The sequence below is a fragment of the Duganella kummerowiae genome (assembly GCF_053572355.1).
This window is the reverse complement of the sequence record NZ_JBKFEH010000008.1, coordinates 183,980-208,482: the sequence shown is the minus strand read 5'-3', so window position 1 is coordinate 208,482 and position 24,503 is coordinate 183,980. Positions and strand designations below refer to the sequence as shown.

General features: G+C 67.6%; 19 protein-coding genes. 12 read left to right on the top strand and 7 right to left on the bottom strand.

Annotated elements, in window-relative coordinates:
• The first annotated feature begins 165 nt into the window (after nt 1-165).
• Together queC and ACLB1G_RS08725 are read left to right on the top strand one after the other, a co-directional pair.
• The gene (queC, locus tag ACLB1G_RS08730; RefSeq protein WP_491626816.1) at nt 166-870 is read left to right on the top strand and encodes a 7-cyano-7-deazaguanine synthase QueC; all 705 of its coding nucleotides are present in this window, start codon (nt 166-168) and stop codon (nt 868-870) included.
• Between the two features lie 6 nt (nt 871-876).
• Nucleotides 877-4,029 carry a CHASE domain-containing protein gene (locus ACLB1G_RS08725; protein ID WP_491626815.1) on the top strand — a complete coding sequence of 1,051 codons (3,153 nt, stop codon included), beginning with the start codon at nt 877-879 and terminating at the stop codon, nt 4,027-4,029.
• A gap of 85 nt (nt 4,030-4,114) precedes the next feature.
• On the opposite strand, the gene ACLB1G_RS08720 is transcribed toward ACLB1G_RS08725, so the two are convergent.
• Nucleotides 4,115-4,513 (bottom strand): hypothetical protein, encoded by a 399-nt coding sequence (locus ACLB1G_RS08720; protein ID WP_491626814.1) that lies wholly within the window; start codon nt 4,511-4,513, stop codon nt 4,115-4,117.
• Nucleotides 4,514-4,719: 206 nt separating this feature from the next.
• Between ACLB1G_RS08720 and ACLB1G_RS08715 the strand changes: the two genes are divergently transcribed.
• From ACLB1G_RS08715 to ACLB1G_RS08700, 4 genes are all read left to right on the top strand, one after another.
• Nucleotides 4,720-4,965 (top strand): hypothetical protein, encoded by a 246-nt coding sequence (locus tag ACLB1G_RS08715; RefSeq protein WP_491626813.1) that lies wholly within the window; start codon nt 4,720-4,722, stop codon nt 4,963-4,965.
• A gap of 49 nt (nt 4,966-5,014) precedes the next feature.
• Complete coding sequence (locus tag ACLB1G_RS08710) at nt 5,015-5,494, top strand: hypothetical protein (protein ID WP_491626812.1); 480 nt, start codon at nt 5,015-5,017, stop codon at nt 5,492-5,494.
• A gap of 95 nt (nt 5,495-5,589) precedes the next feature.
• Nucleotides 5,590-6,972: an ATP-binding protein gene (locus tag ACLB1G_RS08705; protein WP_491626811.1), complete on the top strand. Its 1,383-nt coding sequence runs from the start codon at nt 5,590-5,592 to the stop codon at nt 6,970-6,972.
• 68 nt (nt 6,973-7,040) lie between these two features.
• Nucleotides 7,041-8,126: a type II toxin-antitoxin system HipA family toxin gene (locus ACLB1G_RS08700; RefSeq protein ID WP_491626810.1), complete on the top strand. Its 1,086-nt coding sequence runs from the start codon at nt 7,041-7,043 to the stop codon at nt 8,124-8,126.
• Here the strand turns inward: ACLB1G_RS08700 and ACLB1G_RS08695 are convergent.
• Nucleotides 8,104-9,609: a DUF3369 domain-containing protein gene (locus tag ACLB1G_RS08695; RefSeq protein WP_491626809.1), complete on the bottom strand. Its 1,506-nt coding sequence runs from the start codon at nt 9,607-9,609 to the stop codon at nt 8,104-8,106. The two genes, ACLB1G_RS08700 and ACLB1G_RS08695, sit on opposite strands and share 23 nt — an antisense overlap.
• 268 nt (nt 9,610-9,877) lie before the next feature.
• Nucleotides 9,878-11,827: a PhoX family protein gene (locus ACLB1G_RS08690; RefSeq protein ID WP_491626808.1), complete on the bottom strand. Its 1,950-nt coding sequence runs from the start codon at nt 11,825-11,827 to the stop codon at nt 9,878-9,880.
• A 172-nt stretch (nt 11,828-11,999) separates the two neighbouring features.
• Between ACLB1G_RS08690 and ACLB1G_RS08685 the strand changes: the two genes are divergently transcribed.
• On the top strand, nt 12,000-12,500 hold the full coding sequence (locus tag ACLB1G_RS08685) for a DUF3016 domain-containing protein (RefSeq protein ID WP_491626807.1): 501 nt from the start codon (nt 12,000-12,002) through the stop codon (nt 12,498-12,500).
• On the opposite strand, the gene ACLB1G_RS08680 is transcribed toward ACLB1G_RS08685, so the two are convergent.
• From ACLB1G_RS08680 to ACLB1G_RS08665, 4 genes are all read right to left on the bottom strand, one after another.
• Nucleotides 12,497-12,937 (bottom strand): thioesterase family protein, encoded by a 441-nt coding sequence (locus tag ACLB1G_RS08680; RefSeq protein WP_491626806.1) that lies wholly within the window; start codon nt 12,935-12,937, stop codon nt 12,497-12,499. The genes ACLB1G_RS08685 and ACLB1G_RS08680 overlap by 4 nt on opposite strands.
• Before the next feature lie 313 nt (nt 12,938-13,250).
• Nucleotides 13,251-13,946: a dienelactone hydrolase family protein gene (locus ACLB1G_RS08675; protein WP_491626805.1), complete on the bottom strand. Its 696-nt coding sequence runs from the start codon at nt 13,944-13,946 to the stop codon at nt 13,251-13,253.
• An 80-nt stretch (nt 13,947-14,026) separates the two neighbouring features.
• A complete protein-coding gene (locus ACLB1G_RS08670; RefSeq protein WP_491626804.1) occupies nt 14,027-17,263 on the bottom strand; it encodes a DUF6701 domain-containing protein in 3,237 nt (1,078 codons plus the stop codon).
• A gap of 122 nt (nt 17,264-17,385) precedes the next feature.
• The gene (locus ACLB1G_RS08665) at nt 17,386-19,005 is read right to left on the bottom strand and encodes a M28 family peptidase (RefSeq protein WP_491626803.1); all 1,620 of its coding nucleotides are present in this window, start codon (nt 19,003-19,005) and stop codon (nt 17,386-17,388) included.
• Between the two features lie 185 nt (nt 19,006-19,190).
• Here ACLB1G_RS08665 and ACLB1G_RS08660 point away from each other — a divergent pair, with 185 nt between their 5' ends.
• The 5 genes from ACLB1G_RS08660 to ACLB1G_RS08640 all read left to right on the top strand — a co-directional run bounded on the left by ACLB1G_RS08660 (nt 19,191) and on the right by ACLB1G_RS08640 (nt 24,436).
• Nucleotides 19,191-19,409: a hypothetical protein gene (locus tag ACLB1G_RS08660; protein ID WP_491626802.1), complete on the top strand. Its 219-nt coding sequence runs from the start codon at nt 19,191-19,193 to the stop codon at nt 19,407-19,409.
• Nucleotides 19,410-19,499: 90 nt separating this feature from the next.
• A complete protein-coding gene (locus tag ACLB1G_RS08655) occupies nt 19,500-19,727 on the top strand; it encodes a hypothetical protein (protein ID WP_491626801.1) in 228 nt (75 codons plus the stop codon).
• A 252-nt stretch (nt 19,728-19,979) separates the two neighbouring features.
• Nucleotides 19,980-22,172, top strand: coding sequence for a DEAD/DEAH box helicase (locus ACLB1G_RS08650; protein ID WP_491626800.1), 2,193 nt, complete (start codon nt 19,980-19,982; stop codon nt 22,170-22,172).
• Between the two features lie 261 nt (nt 22,173-22,433).
• Nucleotides 22,434-22,580: a hypothetical protein gene (locus ACLB1G_RS08645; protein ID WP_491626799.1), complete on the top strand. Its 147-nt coding sequence runs from the start codon at nt 22,434-22,436 to the stop codon at nt 22,578-22,580.
• Nucleotides 22,580-24,436 (top strand): TnsB C-terminal domain-containing protein, encoded by a 1,857-nt coding sequence (locus ACLB1G_RS08640; protein ID WP_491626798.1) that lies wholly within the window; start codon nt 22,580-22,582, stop codon nt 24,434-24,436. The genes ACLB1G_RS08645 and ACLB1G_RS08640 overlap by 1 nt, the downstream gene beginning before the upstream one ends.
• Nucleotides 24,437-24,503 lie beyond the last annotated feature (67 nt).

Here is a 24,503-nt window from a genome sequence, read left to right as displayed (position 1 = left end):
GACGGTGGCGGACGCCATCCCGTTTCAGGGAACCTCGAAAAACCGTAGCGAGCGGTTCGTTATCGTCGGGAGTAGCGCAAGCGTACGGAGGTGCGCTGAGCAACGCAGCGGCGATAGCGGGCCGCGCAGCAGGTTTTTGAGGTTCCCTACAGAGAAAGACATACCATGCTAGTTACCGATACCGCCCTGGTCCTGTTCAGCGGCGGCCAAGATTCCACCACCTGCCTGGCCTGGGCGCTCAAGCACTACGCCCGCGTCGAAACCATGGGCTTCGATTATGGCCAGCGCCACGCGGTCGAACTGACCGTGCGCCCGGCCCTGCTGGACAGCCTGCGCCGCCTGGACCCCGCCTGGGACGCCAAGCTGGGCGAGGACCACATGATCAACCTGGGCCTGCTGTCGGAAATCGGCCAGACCGCCATGACCCACGACATCGCCATCGAAACCCAGGCCAACGGCCTGCCCAACACCTTCGTCCCTGGCCGCAACCTGCTGTTCCTGACGGTGGCGGCCACCGTGGCCTACCGGCGCGGCCTGACGGTGCTGGTGGGCGGCATGTGCGAGACCGATTTTTCCGGCTATCCGGACTGCCGCGACGACACCATCAAGGCCCTGCAGGTGGCGCTCAACCTGGGCATGGACACCCGCTTCAAGCTGGAGACCCCGCTGATGTGGCGCGACAAGCGCCAGACCTGGGAACTGGCCGAGGAGCTGGGCGGCGCGGCCCTGGTGGACCTGATCCGCGCTGGCACCCACACCTGCTACCTGGGCCAGCGCGGCGAGCTGCACGACTGGGGCCACGGCTGCGGCACCTGCCCGGCGTGCGAGCTGCGCGCGCGCGGTTACCAGCAGTACGTCGCAGCCCGCTAGATGGTCTTGGGGCGGCTGCGTTCCATCCTGCTGCGGCCCGCCGTGCTGGCCGCGCTGGTGCTGGCCGGCGGCCTGGGCGCCAGCGCCGCCGTGTGGGAAACCGTGTTGCGCGACGCCGAGCAGGATGCCGAGGCTGATTTCCAGTTCCGCGTGCGTGAACTGGTCAACAGCCTGGATGCGCGCATGCAGGCCTACATCCACACCCTGTATGCCGTGCGTGGCCTGTTCGCCAGCTCGGAAGATGTCGACCGGAGCGAATTCCGCACCTACCTGGAAGGCCTGGAGCTGCACCAGCGCATGCCTGGCCTGCAGGGCGTGGGCTATGTACGCCACGTGGCCGGCGCCGGGCTGGCGGCCTACGAGGCTGCCGTGCGGCGCGAGGGCTATCCGGACTTCCATGTGGCGCCCGGCGGCGCGCGGCCCGAGTATGCGCCCATCACCTACCTGGAGCCATTCAGCGGCGCCAACTTGCTGGCCTTCGGCTATGACACCCTGGCTGATCCGGTGCGGCGCGCCGCCGTGGAGCGGGCGCGCGACTCCGGCTCGCCGGCGATGACGGGCATGCTGCGGCTGCGCCAGGACGGGAGCGCCGGGGCGGGGCCGGCTGGCGTGCTGGTGCTGCTGCCCGACTACCTCCCGGGCCTGCCGCTGGCCACCCTGGCGCAGCGCCGCGCCGCCATCCGCGGCTGGGTCTATGCGCCGCTGCGCGTGGGCGACGTGGTGGCCGGCCTGGGCGGCGGGCGTGCGGCGGGGCTGGACGTGGAAATCTACGATGGCGAGACGGTGGCGCCGCACACCTTGATGTATGACGGCGCCCTGGAGGGAGCACATGTGCGCACCAGCCTGCAGCAGATCAGCATAGGCGGCCGGCGCTGGACCCTGCGGGTGGCGGCCTTGCCCGGGCTGGCGCTGGACGGCAGCGGCCGGCCGCTGCGGGCCGCGCTGGCTGGCGTCGCCCTGAGCGTGCTGCTGTCCGCCCTGACCTGGCTGCTGGCCCGCAGCCGGGTGCGGGCGCGCGCCGCGCTGGCCCGTTCGCGCCGCCTGGCCGACGCGCTGCAGCAGGGCCAGCGCGCCACCACGGCGGCGGCGGCGGCGGCGCAGCGCAGCGAGGCCCTGCTGGCCAGCATCCTGGACGCCACCGAGGAAGGCATCCTGGTCGAGCTGCCGCAAGGCGTGGTGCTGAAGGCCAACCGCCGCTTCCGCCAGCTGTGGCGGGTGGCGCCGCCGCTCGACTGGCGCGACGGCGCCGCCCTGGCCCGCCACATGGCGCAGTTGTGCCTGCCGGATGCCGCCACGCCGGCGGCGGACTGGCCAGGCGCGGCGGCAGATAGTGCTGGCCGCGCGACCGGACAGGACGCCTGGCCTGCGCAGGCCGGCACGGCTGGCGGCGGGGCGCAGCATCCCGCGCCGCCAGCACCAGCGACGGCGGGGCCAGCCGCTCCGGGCGTGGCCACGCCGGCACAGGCCGCGCCAGGACAGGCAGCGCCAGGACCGGCTGCCCCGGGTGCGGCGGCCTCGGATGGCTACACCGGCACGGTGGCGGTGCGCAGCCTGCTGCGGCTGAGGGACGGCCGCGTGCTGGAGCAGCATGAGCGGCCGCTGCGCCTGGGCACCCAGCTGGCGCGGTTGCGCGCCTTCCGCGACATCAGCGCGCTCAGCCACAGCGAGCAGCGCGAGCGGCAGCGGCGCCAGGTGCTGGAACTGCTGGCCACGGGGGCGCCGCTGGCGGCCGTGCTGGAAGCCGTGGTGCGCGGCGTCGAGGCCGGCCAGCACGGGAGCATGTGCAGCATCCTGCTGCGCGACGGCGAGCGCCTGCGGGTGGCGGCTGCCCCCAGCCTGCCGGACTTCTACAGCGAGGCGCTGGAGGGCGCCGTGCTGGGCGTCGGCCATGGCTCCTGCGCCGAGGCGGCGCTGACCGGCCGGCGCGTGATCGTCGAGGATATCGCCAGCGATCCGCGCTGGCAGCCCTACCTGGCCCTGACCAGCCGCGCCGGACTGGCCTCGTGCTGGTCGGAGCCCATCCTGGGGGCCGGCGGCCAGGTGCTGGGCACCTTCGCCATCTATCACCGCCATGCGCTGCGGCCGCAGGCCGACGACCTGGCCCTGATCGGTGATGCGGCCCACCTGGCCGGCATCGCCGTCGAGCAGGCCCAGGCCGCGCTGGACCTGCGCGCCGGCGAGGCGCGCTTCCGCAGCCTGGTGGACCTGGCGCCGGTGGCGCTGTGGCAGCAGGACTGGTCGGCGGTGCGCTTCGCCTTGGCGGAACTGGAGCGTGAACCGGCCGAGCTGGCGCGCTACCTGGAGGCCAATCCCAGCCAACTGCGGCGCCTGGCGGACCTGGTGCGCATCACCGACGCCAACGCGGCCGCGCTGCGCCAGGCCGGCGCCGAGGGCGGCAAGGAGCAGGTGCTGCCGCGCCTGGGGCTGGGGCAGATCTTCGACAGCGGCGCCATGCCGGCCTTTGCCGCCGTGCTGGAAGCGCTGGCGGCGGGCCGGCGCCACGTCAGCGGCGAAGCCAGCTACGCGCGCCTGGACGGCCAGGTGCGCTACCACGAGCTGACCCTCTTGGTGATGCCGGGTCACGAGGACAGCCTGGATTTCATCATCGTCACCACGGTGGACGTCACCGAGCAGCGCCGGCTGCAGCAGGAACTGCGCGAACTGGCCACCACCGACTTCCTGACCGGCCTGCCCAACCGGCGCGACTTCATGCGCCGCCTGGAGGAACAGCAGCGGCGATTGCGGCGCGAGCCGCACTCGCAGGCCGCCGTGCTGCTGCTGGACCTGGACCATTTCAAGCGCATCAACGACGAATACGGCCATGCGGGCGGCGACGCCGTGCTGCGCCACGTGGCCGGGGTGCTGGGCGAGACCCTGCGCCAGGTCGATAGTCCGGGCCGGCTGGGTGGGGAGGAATTCGGCGTGCTGCTGCCGGGCGCCGACCTGGCGGCGGCCGCCGTGTTTGCCGAGCGCCTGCGCCAGCGCATCGCGGCCGCTGCGCTGCGGCTCGATGGCAGGGAAGTGCTGGTCACGGCCAGCATCGGCATCGCCGCCATGGACGCGGCCGACGGCGGCGGCGACCTGGCCCTGAACCGCGCCGACCAGGCCCTTTACCGCGCCAAGCATGGCGGGCGCAACCGGGTCGAAGGCGGACCCTGAAAATGGCGGCGCCGCTCTCGCGGAGCGGCGCCGGGCTGAAAGGGCGGACCGGCCAGGCTGTGCTGGCCGCGTCCGGCGGTAATCGTTACATCGCGTGCTGCATCAGTGCGCGCTCGCGTTCGCGGCGGCGGCGCGGGCGCACCACGAACAGCCAGTAGCAGCCGAACGGGATCAGCAGCGGCAGCAGCAGCGGCGAGATGGCGGTGGCCAGCACGGCGGCCAGCAGCACCAGTCCGGACACCAGCGCAATGCCCAGGCCGGCGCACAGCACGCCCACGAACACGGCGGCGGCCACCATGGCGACGGCGCCTATCACCAGGCCCACGCTGCCGAACACCACGCCCAGCAGCGCGCCCAGCGGGCCGTCGATCTCGTCGCCGTCGATCTGCATGTGCCAGTCGCCGGCGTCGATGCTGTTGAGGACCAGGCCTGCCACCAGGATGGCGATGGCCAGGGGGATCAGTTTGTTGGTGTTGCTGCGCATGGCGGGCCTCTCTGTTCTGTTGTGATCTGTTGTGATGTTGTTCTGCTGTGATGCCACTGTAGGGGGAACGTCCCGGCGGCGCCAGCGGACTGCGACGAAGCGCACAATTGGCGGGATGAACGGCAAGCAAAGAGCCTGAGCGGTTGGCCTTGAATTAAAGATATCCTTGCCTATACTGATAGCCTGACTCTCACATGGAGGGCAACATGGCTGTTCCAGACATCCGCGAAGGTCAACCGCTACCTTCGACCTACACCCGGCGCCAGCGCAGCGTCCACAAGATCCGCAAGGACCATGGCGGTCCCAAGGGGCCGCCGTCGGCGCCGCCGACCATCCCCCCCATCATCATCAATCCTTACACCTATGAAATGCCGCAGCCGGCCATCGATCCGCGCAAGTCTCCCGCGCGGCCGCCGGCGACGCCGCAGCGCCATCCGGCCATGGTGTGGTGACGGGCCTTGCGGTATCATGCAGCCCCCTGCATGAAACCGTGAGTAGCCCATGTCCGACCAGCCAGAAGAAGATGTCCTAGTGCAAGAAGCCCGCCTGTGGCAGGGCCAGGGCTGGACTGCGCGCGTGATCAAGAACGAGGATGACGATGGCTGGGCCGTGGCCATGATCAAGGATGGCGAGCCGGAGCCGGCCCTGGTCGGTCCCTGGACCATGGGGCGCGACAAGAAGAATCCCAAGCCGCTGGACATCACGGCCTTCCACACCCTGGTCAAGACCGCCAACGAGGTGCTGCGCCGCCACGAGCAGCAATTGCACGCCCAACTGCACAAGCAGGTGGCGGTGGCTGGCGAGCACGGCCGTGTCGTGGTCAAGCTCGATATCGTGCCGGACGAGGATGACCCCTACGCCACCCTGAGCGCCTGGGATGGCGACGGCGAACAGCTGGCCGCCGTGCGCGTGCGCCCCGATTTCAAGCTTACTTCCAACACTGCGCAGGCCTGGGTGGACGGCGGTTGCCGCAAGCCGTGACGGCGGGCGGGCGACCTGATAGTATTTCCTGTACGCAAGCCGTTATGGGAAAACAGATGGAAAACCGCCTCGCCCGCCTTGAAGCAGTCCAAGCCATGTTGCTCGAAATCGGACAGAAATCGAGCAGCTGCACCGATATTTCCGAATTCCTGCAGGCCGTGCACGCGGCCCTGGGCCGCATCATGTATGCGGCCAATTTCTTCGTCTGCCTCAGCGATGGCGCCGCCAATCAGGTGCGCTTCGTGTATTTCGTCGACGAGGTGGATGACCCGCCCAGCCGCGACAAGGTGGTCGAACTGGCGCCGGGCGCCTCGCCCACGGCCTGGGTGCTGCTCAACGGCCGCCGCCTGGTGATGACGGCCGAGCAGCACCGCTCCAAGCGCGACCAGCTGAGCGGCTTCGGCATCGGCACCATCGCCGAGCACTGGATGGGCTGTCCGCTGCTGGACCAGAACCACCAGGTGCTGGGCGCCATCGTGATCCAGAGCTACGACCACGAACACACGTTCAGCGAGGAAGACCAGGCCCTGTTCGCGCAGATCGCCAACCACGTGTCCAGCGCCCTGCAGGGCTTGCAGAGCGTGGACCGGCTGGAGCGCGCGGTGCTGGAGCGCACCGCCCAGCTGCAGCAGGAGGCCGCCAAGCGCCACCTGGCCCAGCAGGAACTCGAGGAGCGCAATGCGGCCCTGGAGGGCGCGCTGGCCTCGCTCAAGGAAGCCCAGGGCGAGCTGGTGCGGCAAGAAAAGCTGGCCTCGCTGGGCCGCCTGGTGGCCGGCGTGGCGCACGAGATCAACACTCCGCTGGGCATTTGCGTGACGGCCACCAGCCACCTGGTGCAGGAACTCAAGCTGACCCGCGAGGACCTGGCCGCCGGCGCCCTGGACGAGGAGGGGCTGAACGCCTTCTTCGACGTGATCGACCAGTCGCTACGCATCATGACCACCAACACCCAGCGCGCGGCGGCCCTGGTGCGCAGCTTCAAGCAGGTGGCGGTGGACCAGTCCTCGGATGACATCCGCAGCTTCAACCTGCGCAAGTACCTGGACGAGGTGCTGCTGTCGCTGCAGCCCAAGCTCAAGGGCAAGCCGGTGAAAGTCGAGATCGATTGCGATCCCAACATCAGCATGGCCAGCTTCCCCGGCGCCATCTCGCAGATACTCACCAACATGGTGGTCAACTCGCTGGTGCATGGCTTCGAGGAAGGCCAGCAGGGCAAGATCAGCATCAAGGGCAAGGTCGACGGCGACTGGGTGGAGTTCGAATACGGCGACGACGGCATGGGCATGGACACGGCCACCCTGGCGCAGCTGTTCGATCCCTTCTTCACCACCAAGCGCGGCTCGGGTGGCAGCGGGCTGGGCGCCCACATCCTGTACAACCTGGTGACCGGCGCCCTGGGCGGCACCGTCAAGGTTGCCAGCGCACCCGGCATGGGCCTGCACTACAAGCTGCGCTTCCCCAAGGTGCGGCGCAAATGAGCGCTGGTTGACAAAAGCGCACCGGGGAGCCAATACAGGGTCTAACGTGAAACTGGCTAGCCGCTCACATGGAACCCAAAAAACAGTATAAGCGCTCATATGTGAGCGCTAAGGAAGGTGCCGTCCTGCCGGCCCCGGTGCTCAGGGCGATCCAGAAACTGGGCAGCGACCTGGCCCTCGCGCGGCGGCGGCGCAGGGAAGATTCAGTATTCCATTTCGCCTTTGCCGATACGGCGCCTGATGGCTGGGGCTGCAAAGTCATCGCGCGCGATCACGCCAAGCGGCGCAAGGCGGCGCAGCAGGCGGGAAAGGCGGCCATTGCGGCGGAATTGAACGACATGGATTTCCTGCTGGGCGTCGATGACTTCAGCCGCATCGGCGCCCTCCGCCTTGCCGACCCGGACAGCAATGAGTTCCTGCGCGTGATGGAGGAGGGGGGCCGCGGCACGCCGCCCTTGCTGGAACTGGCGCAGCTGATGGCGGCGTCGCGTGCGGTCGAGCTGAACAGGGAAACGGAAGCCGACCTGCGCTACCTGCGCGGGCGCGGCACCTCGATAGGCGGGATGCGGCCCGAGTGCAGCGTTATTGACGATGACGGGCATCTGGCGATCGGCAAGTTCCCCAGCGTGAGCGACGAGCGCTGCCTGACACGCGGCGAAGTCCTGGCGCTGCACCTGGCCGCCGCCGCCGGCATTACGGTGGCGGAGTCGCGCGTCGTCATGTCCGACGATATCCCGGTGGCGCTGATACGCCGTTTCGACAGGATGGCCGGGGACGGACGCATCCCCTATCTGTCGGCCGCCTCGATGCTGCAGGCTACGCGCCGGGAAGACCATGCCTACACCCAGATTGCCGAGGTGATCGTTGCAAACTGCGTCGATCCCGGCGCCGACCTGGAACAATTGTGGCGCCGCCTGGTGTTCAACTTGCTGATCACCAATGTCGACGACCATGTGCAGAACCACGGTTTCCTGCATGTCGAGCCCGGGCAATGGCCAGCCAGGCGGTCGGCATGGCCGGCGCGGACCTGGATGATTTCACGCCAGCCTTCGAGCATGCGCAACTGCGCATTGCCCAACAACTACTCAGGGACTAGCTCTGAGGACGCCATGGTCATTTTGAAACGTCCTCTCAGTCCGGGAAGCGCTCGTTGATGGCCAGTGCCCGGTCGATGTTCTGGCACAGCAGTTCCACGTAGACCGGGTCCAGGTGGTGGCCGGCCACTTCGCGCAGGTGTTCCACCACTTGCGCCACCGGCCAGGCTTCCTTGTAGCAGCGCTTGTGCATCAGGGCGTCGAACACGTCGGCCACCGCCACGATGCGGGCGTACAGGTGGATATCCTCGCCCTTGAGGCCCTGCGGGTAGCCGCTGCCGTCGAATTTCTCGTGGTGCTGGTGGGCGATCACGGCGGCCGCCTTGAGGATGGGGCGTTGCGAGCCGTCCAGGATGGACAGGCCCACGGCCGGGTGCTGCTTCATGATTTCCCACTCGGCCGCATCGAGCTTGCCGGGTTTCAGCAGCACGGCGTCCGGAGTGGCGATCTTGCCGATGTCGTGCATGGGGGCCGCGTGGCGCAGCACGGCCACCTCGTCTTCCGGCAGCCCGGCGGCGGACGCCAGCAGATGGCAGACTTCGGCCATGCGCCGCACGTGGTTGCCGGCCTCGTTGGAGCGCGACTCCACCACGTCGCCCAGGCGCAGGATGAGCTCGGCCTGGGTGTCGGTGATTTCCTGGGTCAAGAGGATGTTGTCGAAGGCGATCGCCACGCCGGAACAGAACACTTCCAGCAGCTTGGTGTCGATTTCGGAAATTTCTTCCACGCCCTTGAGCACCAGCAGCGAGTGCTTGCCGCTGGGGTTGGGGAAATAGCCGATATAGGTGTCGCCCTGCACGCGCGAGATCTTGTTACTCTTGGCGGCGTCCAGCTCGGCCAGCAGTTCGGGCGTCAGCAGGCTGCCGTCCTGGTCGCCGATCTCGGCCAGCACTTCGTAGTCCTGCTCGCCGCCGATGGCGGTGGCGCCGCGCACCCGCAACAGCATGCTGTGCTCCAGGCGCAGCAGGGCCACCACTTGCTGCAGCAGGCCGTTGGCGAAATCCTTCAGGTTGCGCTGCTGGAAGATGTGGGACGAGGCCGCGATCACCCGCTCCAGGCCCTCGCGGTAGTTGGCCTGGGCCTTGCGCGCTTCCTCCACCTTCATGATGTCGCGGTAGGCGCGCAGCGCGGCAAAGGTGGTGGTGAACAGCTTGGTGCGGTCCAGCTCGGTTTTTTCCTTGTAGTCGTTGATGTCGTAGTTGACGATCACGCGTTCCTCGGGCGCCTGGCCCGGCTGGCCGGTGCGCAGCACGATGCGGGTGAACTGGTTGTCCAGGTCCTGGCGCATCCAGCGCGCCACTTCCAGGCCGCTGTCCTCCCGCTCCATCACGACGTCGAGGAACACCAGCGCGATGTCGGTCTCGCGCGCCAGCACTTGCTTGGCTTCCTCGCCACTGTAGGCGTGCAGGAAGGTGAGTGCGCGGCCGTCCAGGCGGAAGCGGCTCAGGGTCAGCTTGGTGATGTCGTGGATGTCCGGTTCGTCATCGACCAGCAGGACTTTCCAAGGGGCCAACTTGGGTGCAGCACTAGACAAAAAAGACATAACGTTTCCGCAAAAGTCACACGATCAGGAAGTCAGGCACAAGAACCGATTGTAGTCGGGGTCACGATTCTTAACAACAGGCAATATTATTTCCTGTTGCGCAGCGTCACACTGCGGCCCGGACCTGCACAACAATACTTCGTTTTAGCAATATTGCCACGCAACTTGTAACATTGGATGCGGTCAGTAAAAAAAAAGCCCGCCGGGCGGGCGCGCGGCGGGCTGGGCTTGAGCCTTGCGGCTCAGCGCTGCTGGTCAGGGATGCAGCTCAGGGATTCAGATTCGGCAGACCGGTCAGGTAGCCGACCGCGGCGCCGTAGCGGTCGCGGTAGTTGGCGCGTATCAGCGGATCCAGGGTGGCTTGCACCTTGCCGTGCAGGGCTGCTTCCCAGTCGCCCGGGTGCTGGAAATTGCTCATGATGTAGGCAAAGCCGTTGATGTCGTCCACCGCGTGCAGGCCGGTCGATTCAGCGCCCGACGGGGTCGACAGCAGGCGGCTGAGCTGCTTGGTGTCGACGTTGTAGGCCCACAGGAAGTTGTTGACGTGCAGGCCGCTGTCCTCGCCGATGAACAGGGTGCGCAGCTTTTCCGAGAACTTGATGTTGTCCGGGTTGGCGATCTTGTCCGGGTTGGCCAGGTTGCCCAGGGCGTCGGCCGTGGCCAGGTCTTCGCCCACCAGGGCCGGCACGGCGGCCATGTCGACCGGCACCCATTCGCTGTTGATGGCGGCGCCGGTGTCGTCCTTCTGGCTGCCGGCCAGGTTCATGGCGTAGATGGCGCCCGCGTTCGGACCTTTTACCGAGATGCCGCCCGAGCCGTTGGTCATGGCGGCCTGGATGTAGCTCATGGCCGAGTAGGCGATCTTGTCCTTGGCGTTGACGGTGGTGCCTTCCATCTTGGTAAAGCCCAGGCTGCCACCCTTGAGCGCGGCGTAGCGGTGGGTTTCCAGGAAAGCGGCGGCCTTCTCGCGGCCCGGCACCACCTTGACCCAGTTGGTCTTGCCGCTGAACGGGATCTTGGTGTAGCTGGCGTCGGCCGGATCGGTGGTTTTCACGCTCATGATGTCGGCGGCCTTGAGCAGGTCGGCGTAGACCTTGATCTCGGCGCTGCTGGCGCTGCCCAGCTTGATCCACGACAGGGTGGCGGAACCGCCGTTCTCGGCCGTCTTCTGGGTCCACTTGGCCACGTACAGCGTGCCGGACGACAGGTCCTGGGCCTTGTCGGCGATGAACATGAACAGGCCGCCGTTGGTGGCGTCGTCGCCCATCAGCACGGTGCGCTCGTCCGGCATCACCTGTACCAGTTCGTGCGAGATGCGGCCCAGGCAGTAGTGCTTCTTGATGCTGCCGGTACCGTCCGGGTTGACCGTCACTTCCGGCAGGTGGCCGTAGTGGTAGGGATTGGCCTTGGTGGCGTCGCCAAACAGGTTGGTGCTGAAATTGGCGAACTGGGTATTGGTGGCGATGGCGGTGGCGTCCGGCTCGTACTCCTCGCTGGACAGGTGGGTGTTCCACGGCGAGCGGCTGGCGCCGCAGGTGATCCACAGGCCGTTCACGCCGCTGGTATCGACGTTGTGGTACTTGACCAGCGACAGGTTGCCGGTGCTCTTGTCCTGGTCCAGGGTCAGGATGGCGATGGGGGAGGGCAGCATGCCGTACATGGAATCGCCCTTGACGTTGCGGGTGGTGTATTCGAACTGCACCACGGCAAACACGGTATTGCCCTTGACGCCGCTGACGGTGGCGTTGGCCAGGCTCAGCAGCGAGCTGCCGTCCGGGCAGTCGGAGAAGAACTGGCGCTTGTTGGCGTCGGTGGTATCCAGGATGGGCTTGTTGTTGATGTCGTAGTAACCGCCGGCCAGGATGGTGCCGCCCTTGCCGTCCGGGACCATGGCGCCAGTGATGAAGAAGGTCTGGTATTGCAGGGTGTAGCTGGCCTTGCTGCCGTCGCTGTAGGTCGCGGTCAGGCCGGACGACACGGTGGTGGTGGCCATGGCGGCCGCATTGGCCAGGCTGGGGGCGGCCATGCCGGTGTAGCTGACCGAGCTCAGTTGCACCACCGGCTTGGCGGTGGCCGGCACGCTGGGGTTGCTGTAGCCGGTGTCGCCGCCGCAGGCCGACAGCAGCATGGCGGCGCTGCCGCCGGCCAGCGGCAGCAGGGGGGCTCCGCCGAGCAGTTGCATCAGGCGGCGGCGAGACAGATCGGGGGTAGCGCTCATGGATTCTTCCTGTAAGTGATGGGTGGCCGCCTCTGGGGCTGGGCGGCTGGGTCGCCATCATATGTTTTTGATATGACAGCCGCATGACAGGAATTGGTAACAAAGCGCTTCAAGCCGCGCGCGTGGCGGTGAATGGCGCTATATTGTATCGATGAACATGAAGGAGAATGCCGTGCATACCCTGTTACGCCATACCCGTCCGCTGCTGGCCGCCCTGGCCCTGCTGGCCGGCGGCGCTGCCTGGGCCCAGGTCAGCGTCCACTATGTCAAACCCGAGGATTTCGCCGACGTGCCGCGCTCCGACTACGACCGCGAGCGCCTGCTGCGCGACGTCAGCGAGCATTTCACCGAACTGGGCAAGCAGCTCCCTGCCGGACAGACCCTGGAGGTGGAGGTGCTGGACATCGACCTGGCCGGGCGCATGATCTGGCCGCGCCGTGGCACCGACGAGCTGCGCCTGATGACGGGCGGGGCCGACTGGCCGCGCATGCACCTGCGCTACACCCTGCGCGCCGGCGACCAGGTGCTGGCCAGCGGCGACAGCCAGCTGTCGGACATGATGTACCAGCAGCAGATCAACCGCTATTCCGCCGGCGACCCGCTGCGCTACGAGAAGCGTATGCTGGACGAATGGTTCAAGAAAGAGGTATTACACGGCAAGGGCAAGTCCTAGACGTAATTCACGGTGGCGAACTTGGCCGCGAAGCCGGCCGGCATGGGCGCCACCTCGCCGCGCTGGTAGTTGAAGAACACAAAGCCCTGCTTGGCCAGCGCCACCAGGGTATCGTCGGCCGGCCGCGTCACGCGGAAGATCACGTCGCCGCCGTACTTGTTGAAGTCCATCACCCCCACCTCGAAGCGCAGCTGGTCGCGCGCATGGGCCTCGGCCTTGTAGGTGGTGGCCAGGTCGGTGACGATGATGCCGTTGCCGTCCTCGTCTATCTCGGCCACGCCGTACTCGAACAGGAAGCGGGCGCGCGCCTCGGAAATCATGGAAATCATGGAATCGTTGCCCAGGTGGCGGGCCGCGTTGATGTCGGTCACGCGCACGGTCTGCATGGTGGTGAAATAGAATTGGTCGGCTGGAAACGCCAGGGTCAAGCGGGCCATGAGCATCCTTTCTATGAGCGGTAACGGGCTTCCCCCCTAAGCGATAGGACGGCGGCCCGGCAAGATGCCTATGATAGCCTGACATGGCCGCACCGCCCCCCCACACCATGCAACACCCCGGTGGCAACACCCCGGTGTCAGGTCTGCCATTGGTACATGAGGCCGCTTCGACAGGCGGGCCCATGTACTATTGGCAGACCTGACACCGGGGCTACTATTGGCAGACCTGACACCGGGGCTTGACACCGGGGCTGACACTGACACCGGGGCTGACACCTGGGGCTCCGGGGGCTGCGGACACCTAGGGCTGCGCTTACAGGTTTTCGCTCAGGAACACCAGCGTGTGGCCGTGGGCCTCTGCGGCGGCGCGCTGCTGGTAGGAGCCGCGGTGGTTGCAGTTGAAGCCGTGCTCGGCGCCGTCGTACACGTGGATTTCCACTTGCTCGTTGCTGTCGAAGCGTTCGGCGATGCTTTTCACAGCCTCGTTCGGGATGTGGCTGTCGGCCGAGCCGAAGTGCATCAGCACCGGCACCTTGATCTCGCCGGCGCGCTCCAGCGCGTTCTGGATGCCGCCGCCGTAATAGGCCACGGCCGCGTCCACCAGCCCGTTGGCGGCCGTGTGGTAGGACAGGCGGCCGCCGAAGCAGTAGCCCAGCGCGGCCACCTTGCCCACGCCATCGCGGGCGCGCAGCACTTTCAGGGTGGCGGCCACGTCGGCCTGGGCCTGCGCGAAATCGGTGGCCTGCATCAGTTCCACGGCGCGCTTCCAGTCGGCGTCCACATAGCCCAGCTCGATGCGGGCCCCCTGGCGCCAGAACAGGTCGGGCGCGATCACCACATAGCCGTCGGCCGCGTACTGGTCGGCCACGTTGCGGATGTGCTGGTTGACGCCGAAGATTTCCTGCAGCAGCACGATGCCCGGGCCGCTGCCCCCGCGCGGCAGGGACAGGTAGGCGCCGAACTGGCCGTCATCGGTCTGGATGTCTATCCACTGGGAGTTGGTTTCCATTGTTATCGTTCCTCATGGTTGGGCGGAAACCGGCATGCTACCCGTTTTTTGAGGGATGCGCAGACGCGCCTGCTGCGCGCCTAGAACACTTCGCGCAGGTAGACCACCGGTCCGGCCCGGTAGATGCCGAACACTTGCCGCCCCAGCACGTCGGGCAGGTAGTTGATGTAGGGGACGCTGCCGCTGGGCAGCAGGCGCAGGTCCACCGAGCCGCTGGCGGCCGGCGCCGGGCTCGGCGGGCCCAGGCGGAAGCGCGCCACCCCGGCGCTGAAGGCCAGCGGCGCGGCGCCCTGCGGCGTCATGGTGTAACTGCCGCTGGACATGCCCTTCTGGTAATTGCTGAACTGGAAGGAGGGCGAGGCGATCGATTGCGCATACGCGGGATTGAGCAGGTAGGCGCTGCCGTTCCAGTACTGGGCCGTGACCGTGACCGGCATGTACGACGTCATCGCACCATAGCCGTTGCTGAACAGGGCGCGGCCGCTGACCACGGTCAGCAGCGCTTCGGTGGAACTGGCGGCCGGGGTGCGGGCCGAGCTGGCCTCGCCATCGCTGGCGCGCACATAGATGTTGGTGGGAGCGCTGACCAGATCCGGGTAGCTGCCCTTGAACTGGTACAGCGGCCGGCTGGCGGAGCTTACCGCCACCGTGCCCACGCCCAGCGCGAAGCTGGCGGCCGGCATGCTGGCGGCGCCGCCGCTCCAGGCGATGCCGCCGCTGCCATCGCCCTTGAGCTGACTGGCGGCGGCCGTTGCCCCCAGGGCGTTCCAGGCCGTCAGCGTATGGGGCTTGGCCAGGGTGAAGTTGTTATCGTAGTTCCTGGTGACGCCGTTGGCCGCGTTGTAGGCCGTCACCACCAGGCTGTAGGGCTGCTTGGAATACACGAACCAGCCGCCGGCGTTGGGCGCGGGGCAGGGCGAGACGCCGCCGAAGGCGCTGGCGTTGCAGGCCATGAAGGCCGGATCGTGTCTGCTGCTGTCGCCCAGGTTGCTGGCGTCGGCCAGCAGGGCGGTGCCGAAGTGGTCGGGCACGAAGCGGCCCACGCTGAGCTGGCCGCCGGCGGTGCCGGTGCCGCTCTTGCCCATGTAGTAGCCGCTGCTGTTCCTGATGGTGGCGTTCAGGCTCAGCACGCCCACCTCGCTCCAGGAAAACGTGCCGCTGCTGACGCCATTGTTGCTGCCATTCTTGAAGGCGCCCAGGGTGGCGCTGACCGCGCCGGCGCTGGGCGCCGTGCCGTTGGAACTAAGGCTGGCGGACGGCACCACCAGCGAGTTGCTGAGGCTGACTCCCTCGGGCGTCGCTTCACTGCCGAAGTTGGGCGTGACGGCGCCCGCGTTGTTGACGGCGGAAATGGCCAGGTTGACGGTCTCCCCGGCCTTGGCAAACACGGCGGTGGTGGCGCTGGGCGTGCCGCTGGCGGCCGGATTGGCGCCGCCGGCGCTGTTGGTGGCGGCCAGTACGAAAGCCTTGGGTCCGGCCGTGAAGGTGGTGGAACCGCTGAATTGGGCGCCGCTGCCGGCGCTGGCCAGGCTGGCGTTCAGGCTGACCAGGCCCACGTCGGCATACATCAGGCTGGCCGTGGCCTGCCCGTTGGCGTCGAAAGCCAGGTTGACCGTGCCGGTGCTGGAGGCCGAGCAGGCGCCGCTGCCGGCGCCCACATAGCTGCCGCCATTGCTGATGCGCACCAGCTTGCTGCCGCTGGACGGGTCGCTGTAGCCGCAGCTGAAGTTGACCGCCTGGGTGCTGCTTTTCACGGCCGGCACGCACACGGCCGGGTTGCTGGCGCTGGCCTGTTTGGCCAGGATGGTAAGCGTCTGGGCTGTCTCGGCCACGTGGTCGGGCACGCTCAGCACCAGGCCCGAGGTCGTGAAGCTCATGTTGCAGGGCGTGCTGCTGCCGCTGTTGCTGCTGTTGACGCAGGTGCTGGGGTTGGTTGCCGCCGTGCTGCTGGCGCTCAGCGCCGCGGTGCCAGCCGTCCCCTGGCTGACGGTGCCGCTGCCGGCCGCGCCCGCCGGGATGGTGAACGCAGCTCCGCCCGGCGACAGGGTGCCGCTGATGCTGCCGTTGAACAGGGTGGAGCAGCTGGCGTCGGCGCAGGCTTTCAGGCTGACCGTCTCGGCGGCGCAGGTCAGGGCGCTGCCGTCATGGGTGATCTGGATGTGGTGGGCGCCGGCGGCGGCGGGCGCCGCGCACACGGGCGCGTTGGGCGCCACCGTGTAGCCGGAGTTGTTGTTCACGCAGCTGCAGGTGGCGTTGTTGGCGCCGGTCCCGGTGCAGCTGATGACCTGGCCGACCCGGGCGTGCCAGGCCAGGTAGATGGAATTGACCGAGGCGTTGCCGCTGATGTAGGCCTCCGACGACTGGGTGGTGACGTCGCGCGCCACCAGGTTGCCGTTGATGGTGGTGCCGGACCCCATGGTCAGGTCGCCGGTCAGGTTCACGTTGCCGTTGACCGTTGCACCGGAGGCGTTGATGGTCATGTTGCCGGCCGTGACGTTGCCGTAGACGGTGTTGCCGCTGGCCACAGTCAGCGAGGTGGTGGCCGTGATGTCGCCCCGCACCGTCACCGAGGACGCCAGCAGCGATACCGTGGGCGCCGTGATATTGCCCACCACGCTGCTGCCGGAAGCGATGTTGATGTAGGTGGTGGCGCTCAGGGCGCCGTTCAGGGTGACGGGCGAGTTGGTGTTGATGTAGGTGCCGGCCGTCACCGTGCCGCCCACCGTGGTGTAGGAGGCCAGGTCCACCGAGCCGCTGCAGTTGACCAGGCCGGAAATGCTGGTGGTCGATGTGGTGGTCAGCGAGCCGCAATACACGGAACCGGTCAGGGTGGTGGCCGAACCCAGCGCGGCCTGGCCAGAGGTGGTGAGGTCGCCCGTGATCCTGACCTGGTTGCCGCCGCTGCTGTAGCTGGCGGCCGTGATGCTGGCCGTGATGCTTTGCACCTGCGACCCCATCTTGAAATTGCCGCCCGCTACCAGGGTGCCGCCCGTGATCGACATGTTGGACGGATTGATGTTGCTGATGTCGAGGTTGCCGGTAGCCTGCAGGCTGGCGCTGCCGCTCATCTGCAGGCCCTGGTTGTAGCTGAAGGTTTCGGAGCCGGTCACCTTGACCGTGTAGCCGGTGGCGATGATGGCCACGTCGGTGTCGGCCACCACGGCGGCAGCGCAGGTGTAGGTCTTGACGCTGGCGTCGTAGAGGCAGCCGGCCGCCGTGGCGCCGCTGCCGTTGTAGTTGTAGGTGGCCGCGCCGGCCGGCCAGGCCAGCAGCAGGGCCAGGACCGCCAGCACGGCGCGCAAGAGTGGGAAGGTCATGGTGTCGCCTGTGCCTGTGTTTTTGCCTGACCATGCCGGACCATGCCGGACCAGGCCTGACGGCATTATAGGCGGGAAGGCATGGCTACATGTTGCTCTGTGGCATATATCCCACTACCTGCTCAGCGTTTTACCTGGCCGAAGGCGTCGCCGGCTTTCCAGGTCGCCATGCCGGGCGCATTGGCCAGGGCATAGCCCAGGTTCAGCGTAAACTGGGCCTGCTGCACCATGCCGGACAAGTCCCAGTCCGCATGGTATTCGTCCGTCACCTGGTGGTAATCCTTCTTGAAGGCCACCAGGCGGGCCTTGGAGCGTTCGCCATCCCTGACGAAGTCGAAATAGCCGTCGCCCGAGAACACGGCCGAGCCCACGTTAAAGGCCGGCACGCCAGCCTTGGCGAAATTGAAATGGTCGGCCCGGAAATAGGCGCCCGAAATGTCGGGGATGGCGGGCGCCAGCGTCAGGCCCATTTGCCTGGCCACCTGGCCGGCGGTCTCGTACAGGCTGCTGCGCTCGGCCCCGGCCACGCCGATGTCGCGCGTCTTGCCGACGAAGTTCATGCTGTCCAGATTGAGGTCGGCCGTGGTCTGGCTCAGCGGCCAGGCCGGCTTGGCCACGTAGGCGGCGCTGCCCAGCAAGCCCTGCTCCTCGGCGGCCGGCCACAGGAACACCTGGGTGCGCTTGGCCGGGTGCTTGACCGCCTCGGCCGCCATGGCCAGCAGGGCCGCCGCGCCCGAGGCATTGTCGATGGCGCCGTTCCAGATATGGTCGGTGGGATCGTCGCGGCGCGCGCCCTCGTCCATGCCCAGGTGGTCCCAGTGTGCGGAATACACGACGGCCTGCTGCTTCAGCTTGGCGTCGGTGCCGGGCACGATGCCGACCACGTTGAATTGCTCCACCTGGCGCACCGTGCTTTTGACTTCGCCGCTGACCCGCACGTTCAAATCCATCGGGCGGAATTCGCGGGTTTCAGCCTGGGCCCGCAGCGCGTCCAGGTCCTGGCCGGCGGCCGCGAACAGGGCGCGCGCCGCATCCTCGTGCAGCCAGCCTTCGATGGGATTGCCGGCCACGGCCAGGTGGAAGCGCTCATGGCTGAAGCCGTTGGCGGGCACCGACCAGGGATAGGAGGCCGAGGGCGTGGTGTGTATCAGCAGCACCCCGGCCGCGCCCTGGCGCACGGCTTCCTCGAACTTGTATAGCCAGCGGCCGTAATAGGTGTAGGCCTTGCCGGCAAAGCGGTTGGGCTCGGCGGCGGTGGGCTGGGGATCGTTGACCATCATGACCAGGATCTTGCCCTTCATGTCCACGCCCTTGTAGTCGTCCCAGCGCTCCTCGGGCGCGCGCACGCCGTAGCCGACGAACACCAGCGGCGCATCCAGCTTGACCTCGGCCTGGCCGCAGGCGGTGCCGAACACGATGTCCTTGCCGATCTGCGGCACGATGGTCTTGCCGCCGGCGGTGAAACGCACTTCGCTGCCGGGCAGCAGGCGGGTGCCCTCGATGCGCACCGGCTGGCGGTAGCCGCCGTCGGCCAGGGGCTTGAGGCCGATTACGGCGGCCTGGGTTTCCAGGTAGCGCACCGCCAGGTCGCCGCCACGCTGGCCGGTGCCGCGTCCTTCCAGCAAGTCGTCGGCCAGGAAGGACAGGTGGGCGCGCAGCGGCGTCTCGCTGACGACGGGCAGTTGCTGGGCCAAGGCGGGGAAGGCGGCCAGGGCGGCCAGGGCGGCGAAGGTCTTGCGCATGGGGAGAACTCCTAGTGGGGAAAGCCGGGCCGCTATCTTATTACATCCCAGCCAGGGTTTGTAACGCGATGTAAGCATCGGTAAGGGTGTGTAATCAGGGTCAACTGGGACGTCCGCCCCCACGTTTTTTGCTCATGCGACACGGGAATAGTTCCCGACGCCGAACCCCGAAAAGGAAACGCATCATGAAAAAAGTCATCGCTACCGTTATCGCCGGCCTGTTCGCTACCGCTGCCTTCGCGCAAACCCCGGCCCCCGCCGCTTCGGCCCCGGCCGCCGAGCCCGCCAAGGCCGAAGCCAAGGCCGAGGTGAAGAAAAGCGAGAAAAAAGTTCACCACAAAAAGAGCGCCGCCAAACCTGCCGCTGAAGCCAAGGACGCCGGCAAGGACGCCGCAGCCAAGTAATTGAGCCAAGCAACTGAGCCAAGCAACTGAGCCAAGCAACTGAGCCTTACCCTGATCCAGACTACTGAACCCAACCTGAGGAGAGACACCATGAACAAAATCGCCACCGCCCTGATCGCCACCCTGGTAGCCGGCGCCGCCTTCGCCCAGACCCCTGCCCCTGCCCCTGCCTCGGCCGCATCGGCCTCGGCTTCGGCCAGCGCCGCCTCGGCTGCCGCCTCGGCTCCGGTCAAGCACCACAAGAAAGCCAAGAAAGCCGAAGGCGACAAGGCTGCCGCTCCGGCCGCTTCCGCCCCCGCCGCATCGGCCGCCAAGTAAAGGCAAACAGGCGCCCAAGCGGGCGCCAGGCAAGACCCTCCACCCCGCCGGCGGCCGGTCGCCGCGCGGGGTTTTTTTATTTCCACTCCCCCGGCGCGGCCTGGCCTCATCCGGCCCCTCAGCCCCGTCTCCGGCGGCGCGCATCCTTCCCGCGTCATCGGAAAATCAGCCTGAATGCGCCAGACAGAGTAAACTAGCGGCAATTCTCCGCCGTTTCCGGCGATTCTCCCCTATCTTTTTGTAAGTGACGCCATGTCTGCCACACCCGTACCGCTATTTTCCGACCTGTCGCTGAGCGCGCCCCTGCTGCGCGCGCTCGATGACGTGGGCTATGAATCGCCCTCGCCCATCCAGGCCGCGACCATCCCCCTGTTGCTCGAAAATCAAGACGTGCTGGGCCAGGCCCAGACCGGCACCGGCAAGACCGCCGCCTTCGCCCTGCCCATCCTGTCGCGCATCGACATCAAGCAGACCACGCCCCAGGCCCTGGTGCTGGCGCCGACGCGCGAGCTGGCCATCCAGGTGGCCGAGGCCTTCCAGAGCTATGCCGCCCACATCCCCGGCTTCCACGTGCTGCCGATTTACGGCGGGCAGAGCTACGGCCCGCAGCTGTCGGCCCTGCGCCGCGGCGTGCACGTGGTGGTGGGCACCCCCGGCCGCGTGATCGACCACCTGGACAAGGGCTCGCTGGACCTGTCCAGGCTCAAGACCCTGGTGCTGGACGAGGCCGACGAAATGCTGCGCATGGGCTTCATCGACGACGTCGAGCGCATCCTGCAGGAGACGCCGGAGTCGCGCCAGACCGCGCTGTTCTCGGCCACCATGCCGTCCGCCATCCGCCGCATCGCCAACACCTATCTGCGCCAGCCCAAGGAAGTGACGGTGGCGGCCAAGACCGGCACCAACGAAAACATCCGCCAGCGCTACTGGCTGGTGTCCGGCATGCACAAGCTGGACGCCCTGACCCGCATCCTGGAAGCCGAGCCCTTCGACGGCATGATCATTTTCTCGCGCACCAAGCTGGGCACCGAGGAACTGGCCGGCAAGCTGCAGGCGCGCGGTTTCGAGGCGGCCGCCATCAATGGCGACATCCAGCAGGCCCAGCGCGAGCGCACCATACAGCAGCTCAAGGATGGCAAGATCGACATCCTGGTGGCCACCGACGTGGCTGCGCGCGGCCTGGACGTGGAGCGCATCAGCCACGTGGTCAACTACGACGTGCCGCACGACCCGGAAAGCTATACCCACCGCATCGGCCGCACCGGGCGCGCCGGGCGCAGCGGCGAAGCCATCCTGTTCATCACGCCGCGCGAGAAGGGCTTGCTGAAGATGATAGAGCGCTCCACCCGCCAGCCCATCGGCATGCTGGAGCTGCCCACCATACAGGCCGTCAACGACGTGCGCATCGCCAAGTTCAAGGCCCAGATCACCGACACCCTGGCCCAGGGCGGGCTGGAGCAGTTCCAGTCCCTGATCGAGGATTTCGAGCGCGAACACAACGTGCCCGCCATCGAGATCGCGGCCGCCCTGGCCAAGCTGGCGCGCGGCGACGTGCCGCTGCTGCTGGACAAGAAGTCCAGCAGTTGGGACGAGCGTCCCGAACGCGTTGAGCGCGGTGATCGCCCCGAGCGCCCCGAGCGCAGCTTCGACCGCCCCGAGCGCGCCAGGAAGGAGCGCATCGTGCGCGAGCCGGAGCCCGGCATGCGCACCTACCGCATCGAGGTCGGCTACCAGCACGGCGTCAAGCCGGGCAATATCGTGGGCGCCATCGCCAACGAGGGCGGGGTCGATTCCAAGCACATAGGCCGCATCGAGATCTACGACGACTACACCGTGCTGGACATGCCGGACGACCTGCCGCCGGACCAGCTGGACTACATTGCCGGCATCCGCGTGGCCGGCCAGTTCCTGCGCATCAGCCGCGATGGCGAGGGCGCGCCGCCGCCACGGGCCGACGTCCAGCCTGCCAAGGCCAAGGTCAAGACGGAGGTTGAGTCCAAAGGGGAAGCCAAGGCCAAGCCGGGAGCCAAGGCGGGTGGCAAGTCCGAGTCGCCGCTGGACCAGGCCCGGGCCCGCATCGAAGCCGACCTGGACGAGCCGCCCGCCAAGAAGAAAAAGGACAAGCCGGCCAAGGTGGCCGTGCCCATGAGCGCGTTCCGGGTCGAGGTGGGCAGCGCCCAGGCCGTAACGCCGGCCAACCTGGTGGGCGCCATCGCCAACGAGACCGGGCTGGAAGCGCGCTACATCGGCCGCATCGAGATTTTCGAGGACTACAGCATGCTGGAACTGCCGCAAGGCATGCCGGACGATATGTTCAAGAACCTGGGCAAGGTCTGGGTGGGCGGCCAGCAGCTGCGCATCTCCTACGCCGACCGCATGCCGCCCGATTCCGGCAAATCCACTCCGCCCAAGCCCAAGGCCGGTCCCAAGAAGGGCAAATACTAATAAGCACCTAAATAAGCACCTAAAGCATGGCCCCGCGTGCGCCGCCATGGCGCACGCGTACGGTGCGGCGCTTGTTGCGTTGCACCACAATAAAGCTTGATCGTACTTGCAACATTCCGGGTGATCCCCAGAAAACTCCCCACCTCCTAGGAGAAATCCTAGTCACCGCCGTCTGGCCCGCTTATTGCTAAGTCATCCGCATAATCCCCACAAGAGGCAGGAACCACTGCCTGTGACCGGAGACAGTTCCCCGAGGAGCTGATGATGACGATGCTGAAGAAGATGTTTCGTACCCTGATCGCGGCCATCGAGCCGGAAGCCGTGCGTCAACGCGACGCGATGGGGCCGCACTCCATCTACGTCGACACCCGCCCGTTCAATGTAGACCGTCAATTCATGGGCCGTTAATGCTACTCCGTAACGATCTGCTCCAGTATGCACCGCCCCAGGCGCGCACCGTGCGCGTGCTGTGGATCGCGCACGACCAAAGCCACGCCTACGTGTTCGACGTGGCCGCCAAGTCGGCCGAGGTGGAACTGGTGCGGATGCAGGACCTGGCCGGCGACCTGCGCAGCGGAAGGGCGCGGGTCTTGCCGGCCGACCCGTATGCCGTGCTGCACAGTACCGATACGCTGCCACCCAAGCACGTGGAACTGCGCACCCGGGCCTGGGGCATCATCGAAGCGCTGACCCGCCAGGAACCCGAGATCTACGAGTCGCGCCGGCGCGGCCAGCTGGTGGCGGACGCCACCGCCCGCCATGGCGTGTCCCATCCCACCATCTATCGCTACCTGCGGCGCTACTGGCAGCGCGGCCAGACACCCAACGCGCTGCTGCCCGATTACTGCAATTCCGGCGGACGCGGCAAGGTGCGCGCCTCCTCGGCCGGCGTCAAGCGTGGGCGTCCGCGCAAGGATGGCGCCGACCCTGGCCTGAACGCCGACGAGGACATCCGGCGCGTGTTCCGCGTCGCCACCGCGCGCTACGCCGACAACCACGCCAAGTTCTCGCGCCAGGGCGCCTACCAGCAGATGCTGGGCGACTTCTTCTGTGCGCGCCGCATCGATCCCGACACCGGCCGCGCCGTACTGCAGCACGATGGCCGCCCGTGCGGCCCGCTGCCCACCTTTGGCCAGTTCAGCTACTGGCTGGACCAGGACGACGACCGGCCGGCCGGCGTGGTCCGCCGCGGCATGGCGCGCGGCGCCGGCCGCGCCGCGCCCATGATGGCCGCCATGCTGCTGCCTGCGCCTTGCGCGCCAGCGCCCGGCCGTCCCGGCGACAGCTACTACCTGGACGTGGTACAGGCCGAGGTGCTGCTGGTGTCGCGCGCCGACCGCAGCCAGACCGTGGGCCGGCCGTTGGTGTACGTGGCCGTGGACAGCTACACCCGCATGGTGACCGGCGTGCACATCAGCCTGGAGCGCCAGTCGTGGCAGCATGCGCTGCTGGCGCTGGCCCACAGCGGCGCCGACAAGGTGCGCTACGGCGCCAGCCATGGCCGCACCATCGAAGCGTCCCAATGGCCCAGCCGCCACCTGCCGGCCGCCGTGCACGTCAACAGCGCACTGACGGCGGGCTGGAACGGCGACGCCCTGCTGCACAACTTCAACCTGCGCTGCCTGCCGGTGGAGCAGGGGCCGAACGATTGGCGCGCCGTGCTGGGCAAGCGTTTCGTGCTGGGCGCCCCCGGCGCGGCTGCCGCGACCAGCCGGCTGGACGGCGTGCTGGACCTGGAACAGTTCACCCGCATCGTGATCGACGCCGTGGTCTACTACAACAACCGCCACCAGTTGCCCGGCGGCGCCATCCCGCGCCAGTTGTGGGACGCCGCCGTGGCGCAGGGCGGCACCAGCCTCAAGCCCTGCAGCGAGGACATGCTGCGCTGCTGCCTGCTGCCGGCCGCCTCGGCCATGGTGACCTCCGAGGGCATACGCCTGCACGACAGCTATTACACCTGCGCCCGCGCCATCAGCGAACGCTGGTTCGAGCGCGCCCGCCAGCGCGGGCCGTGGAGCGTGCGCCTGGCTTATGACCCGTCCGACATGGAACAGGTCTACCTGCTCGATGCCGGCACCCCGCTGCACTTCCACGCCTGCCGCCTGGCCGAGCGCAGCCTGCAGCACAGCGGCCTGTCGCTGGCCGAGATCGAGCGCCTGCCGCAGCCGGCGCCGTCCGGCGCCGCCGCAAATGCCGCTGCGGCAGGCGCCGCCCTGCCGGCCGAAGCGCGCCGCGGCACCCCCTACGCCGGCATCACTGTCTGACCGTGCGCGGCCGCGCGCCGCGCACCTTTCCCTCCGCTGCAACCGTGTGCGTGCCTTGTCGTGGTGC

Coding starts and splice junctions, on each gene's coding strand:
- ACLB1G_RS08680 (WP_491626806.1), bottom strand. CDS start 12,937: ATGGCCCGCTTGACCCTGGCGTTTCCAGCCGACCAATTCTATTTCACC.
- ACLB1G_RS08720 (WP_491626814.1), bottom strand. CDS start 4,513: ATGCGCAGCAACACCAACAAACTGATCCCCCTGGCCATCGCCATCCTG.
- ACLB1G_RS08710 (WP_491626812.1), top strand. CDS start 5,015: ATGTCCGACCAGCCAGAAGAAGATGTCCTAGTGCAAGAAGCCCGCCTG.
- ACLB1G_RS08660 (WP_491626802.1), top strand. CDS start 19,191: ATGAAAAAAGTCATCGCTACCGTTATCGCCGGCCTGTTCGCTACCGCT.
- ACLB1G_RS08665 (WP_491626803.1), bottom strand. CDS start 19,005: ATGCGCAAGACCTTCGCCGCCCTGGCCGCCCTGGCCGCCTTCCCCGCC.
- ACLB1G_RS08690 (WP_491626808.1), bottom strand. CDS start 11,827: ATGAGCGCTACCCCCGATCTGTCTCGCCGCCGCCTGATGCAACTGCTC.
- ACLB1G_RS08655 (WP_491626801.1), top strand. CDS start 19,500: ATGAACAAAATCGCCACCGCCCTGATCGCCACCCTGGTAGCCGGCGCC.
- ACLB1G_RS08670 (WP_491626804.1), bottom strand. CDS start 17,263: ATGACCTTCCCACTCTTGCGCGCCGTGCTGGCGGTCCTGGCCCTGCTG.
- ACLB1G_RS08650 (WP_491626800.1), top strand. CDS start 19,980: ATGTCTGCCACACCCGTACCGCTATTTTCCGACCTGTCGCTGAGCGCG.
- ACLB1G_RS08640 (WP_491626798.1), top strand. CDS start 22,580: ATGCTACTCCGTAACGATCTGCTCCAGTATGCACCGCCCCAGGCGCGC.
- ACLB1G_RS08715 (WP_491626813.1), top strand. CDS start 4,720: ATGGCTGTTCCAGACATCCGCGAAGGTCAACCGCTACCTTCGACCTAC.
- ACLB1G_RS08700 (WP_491626810.1), top strand. CDS start 7,041: ATGGAACCCAAAAAACAGTATAAGCGCTCATATGTGAGCGCTAAGGAA.
- ACLB1G_RS08695 (WP_491626809.1), bottom strand. CDS start 9,609: ATGTCTTTTTTGTCTAGTGCTGCACCCAAGTTGGCCCCTTGGAAAGTC.
- queC (WP_491626816.1), top strand. CDS start 166: ATGCTAGTTACCGATACCGCCCTGGTCCTGTTCAGCGGCGGCCAAGAT.
- ACLB1G_RS08705 (WP_491626811.1), top strand. CDS start 5,590: ATGTTGCTCGAAATCGGACAGAAATCGAGCAGCTGCACCGATATTTCC.
- ACLB1G_RS08645 (WP_491626799.1), top strand. CDS start 22,434: ATGATGACGATGCTGAAGAAGATGTTTCGTACCCTGATCGCGGCCATC.
- ACLB1G_RS08675 (WP_491626805.1), bottom strand. CDS start 13,946: ATGGAAACCAACTCCCAGTGGATAGACATCCAGACCGATGACGGCCAG.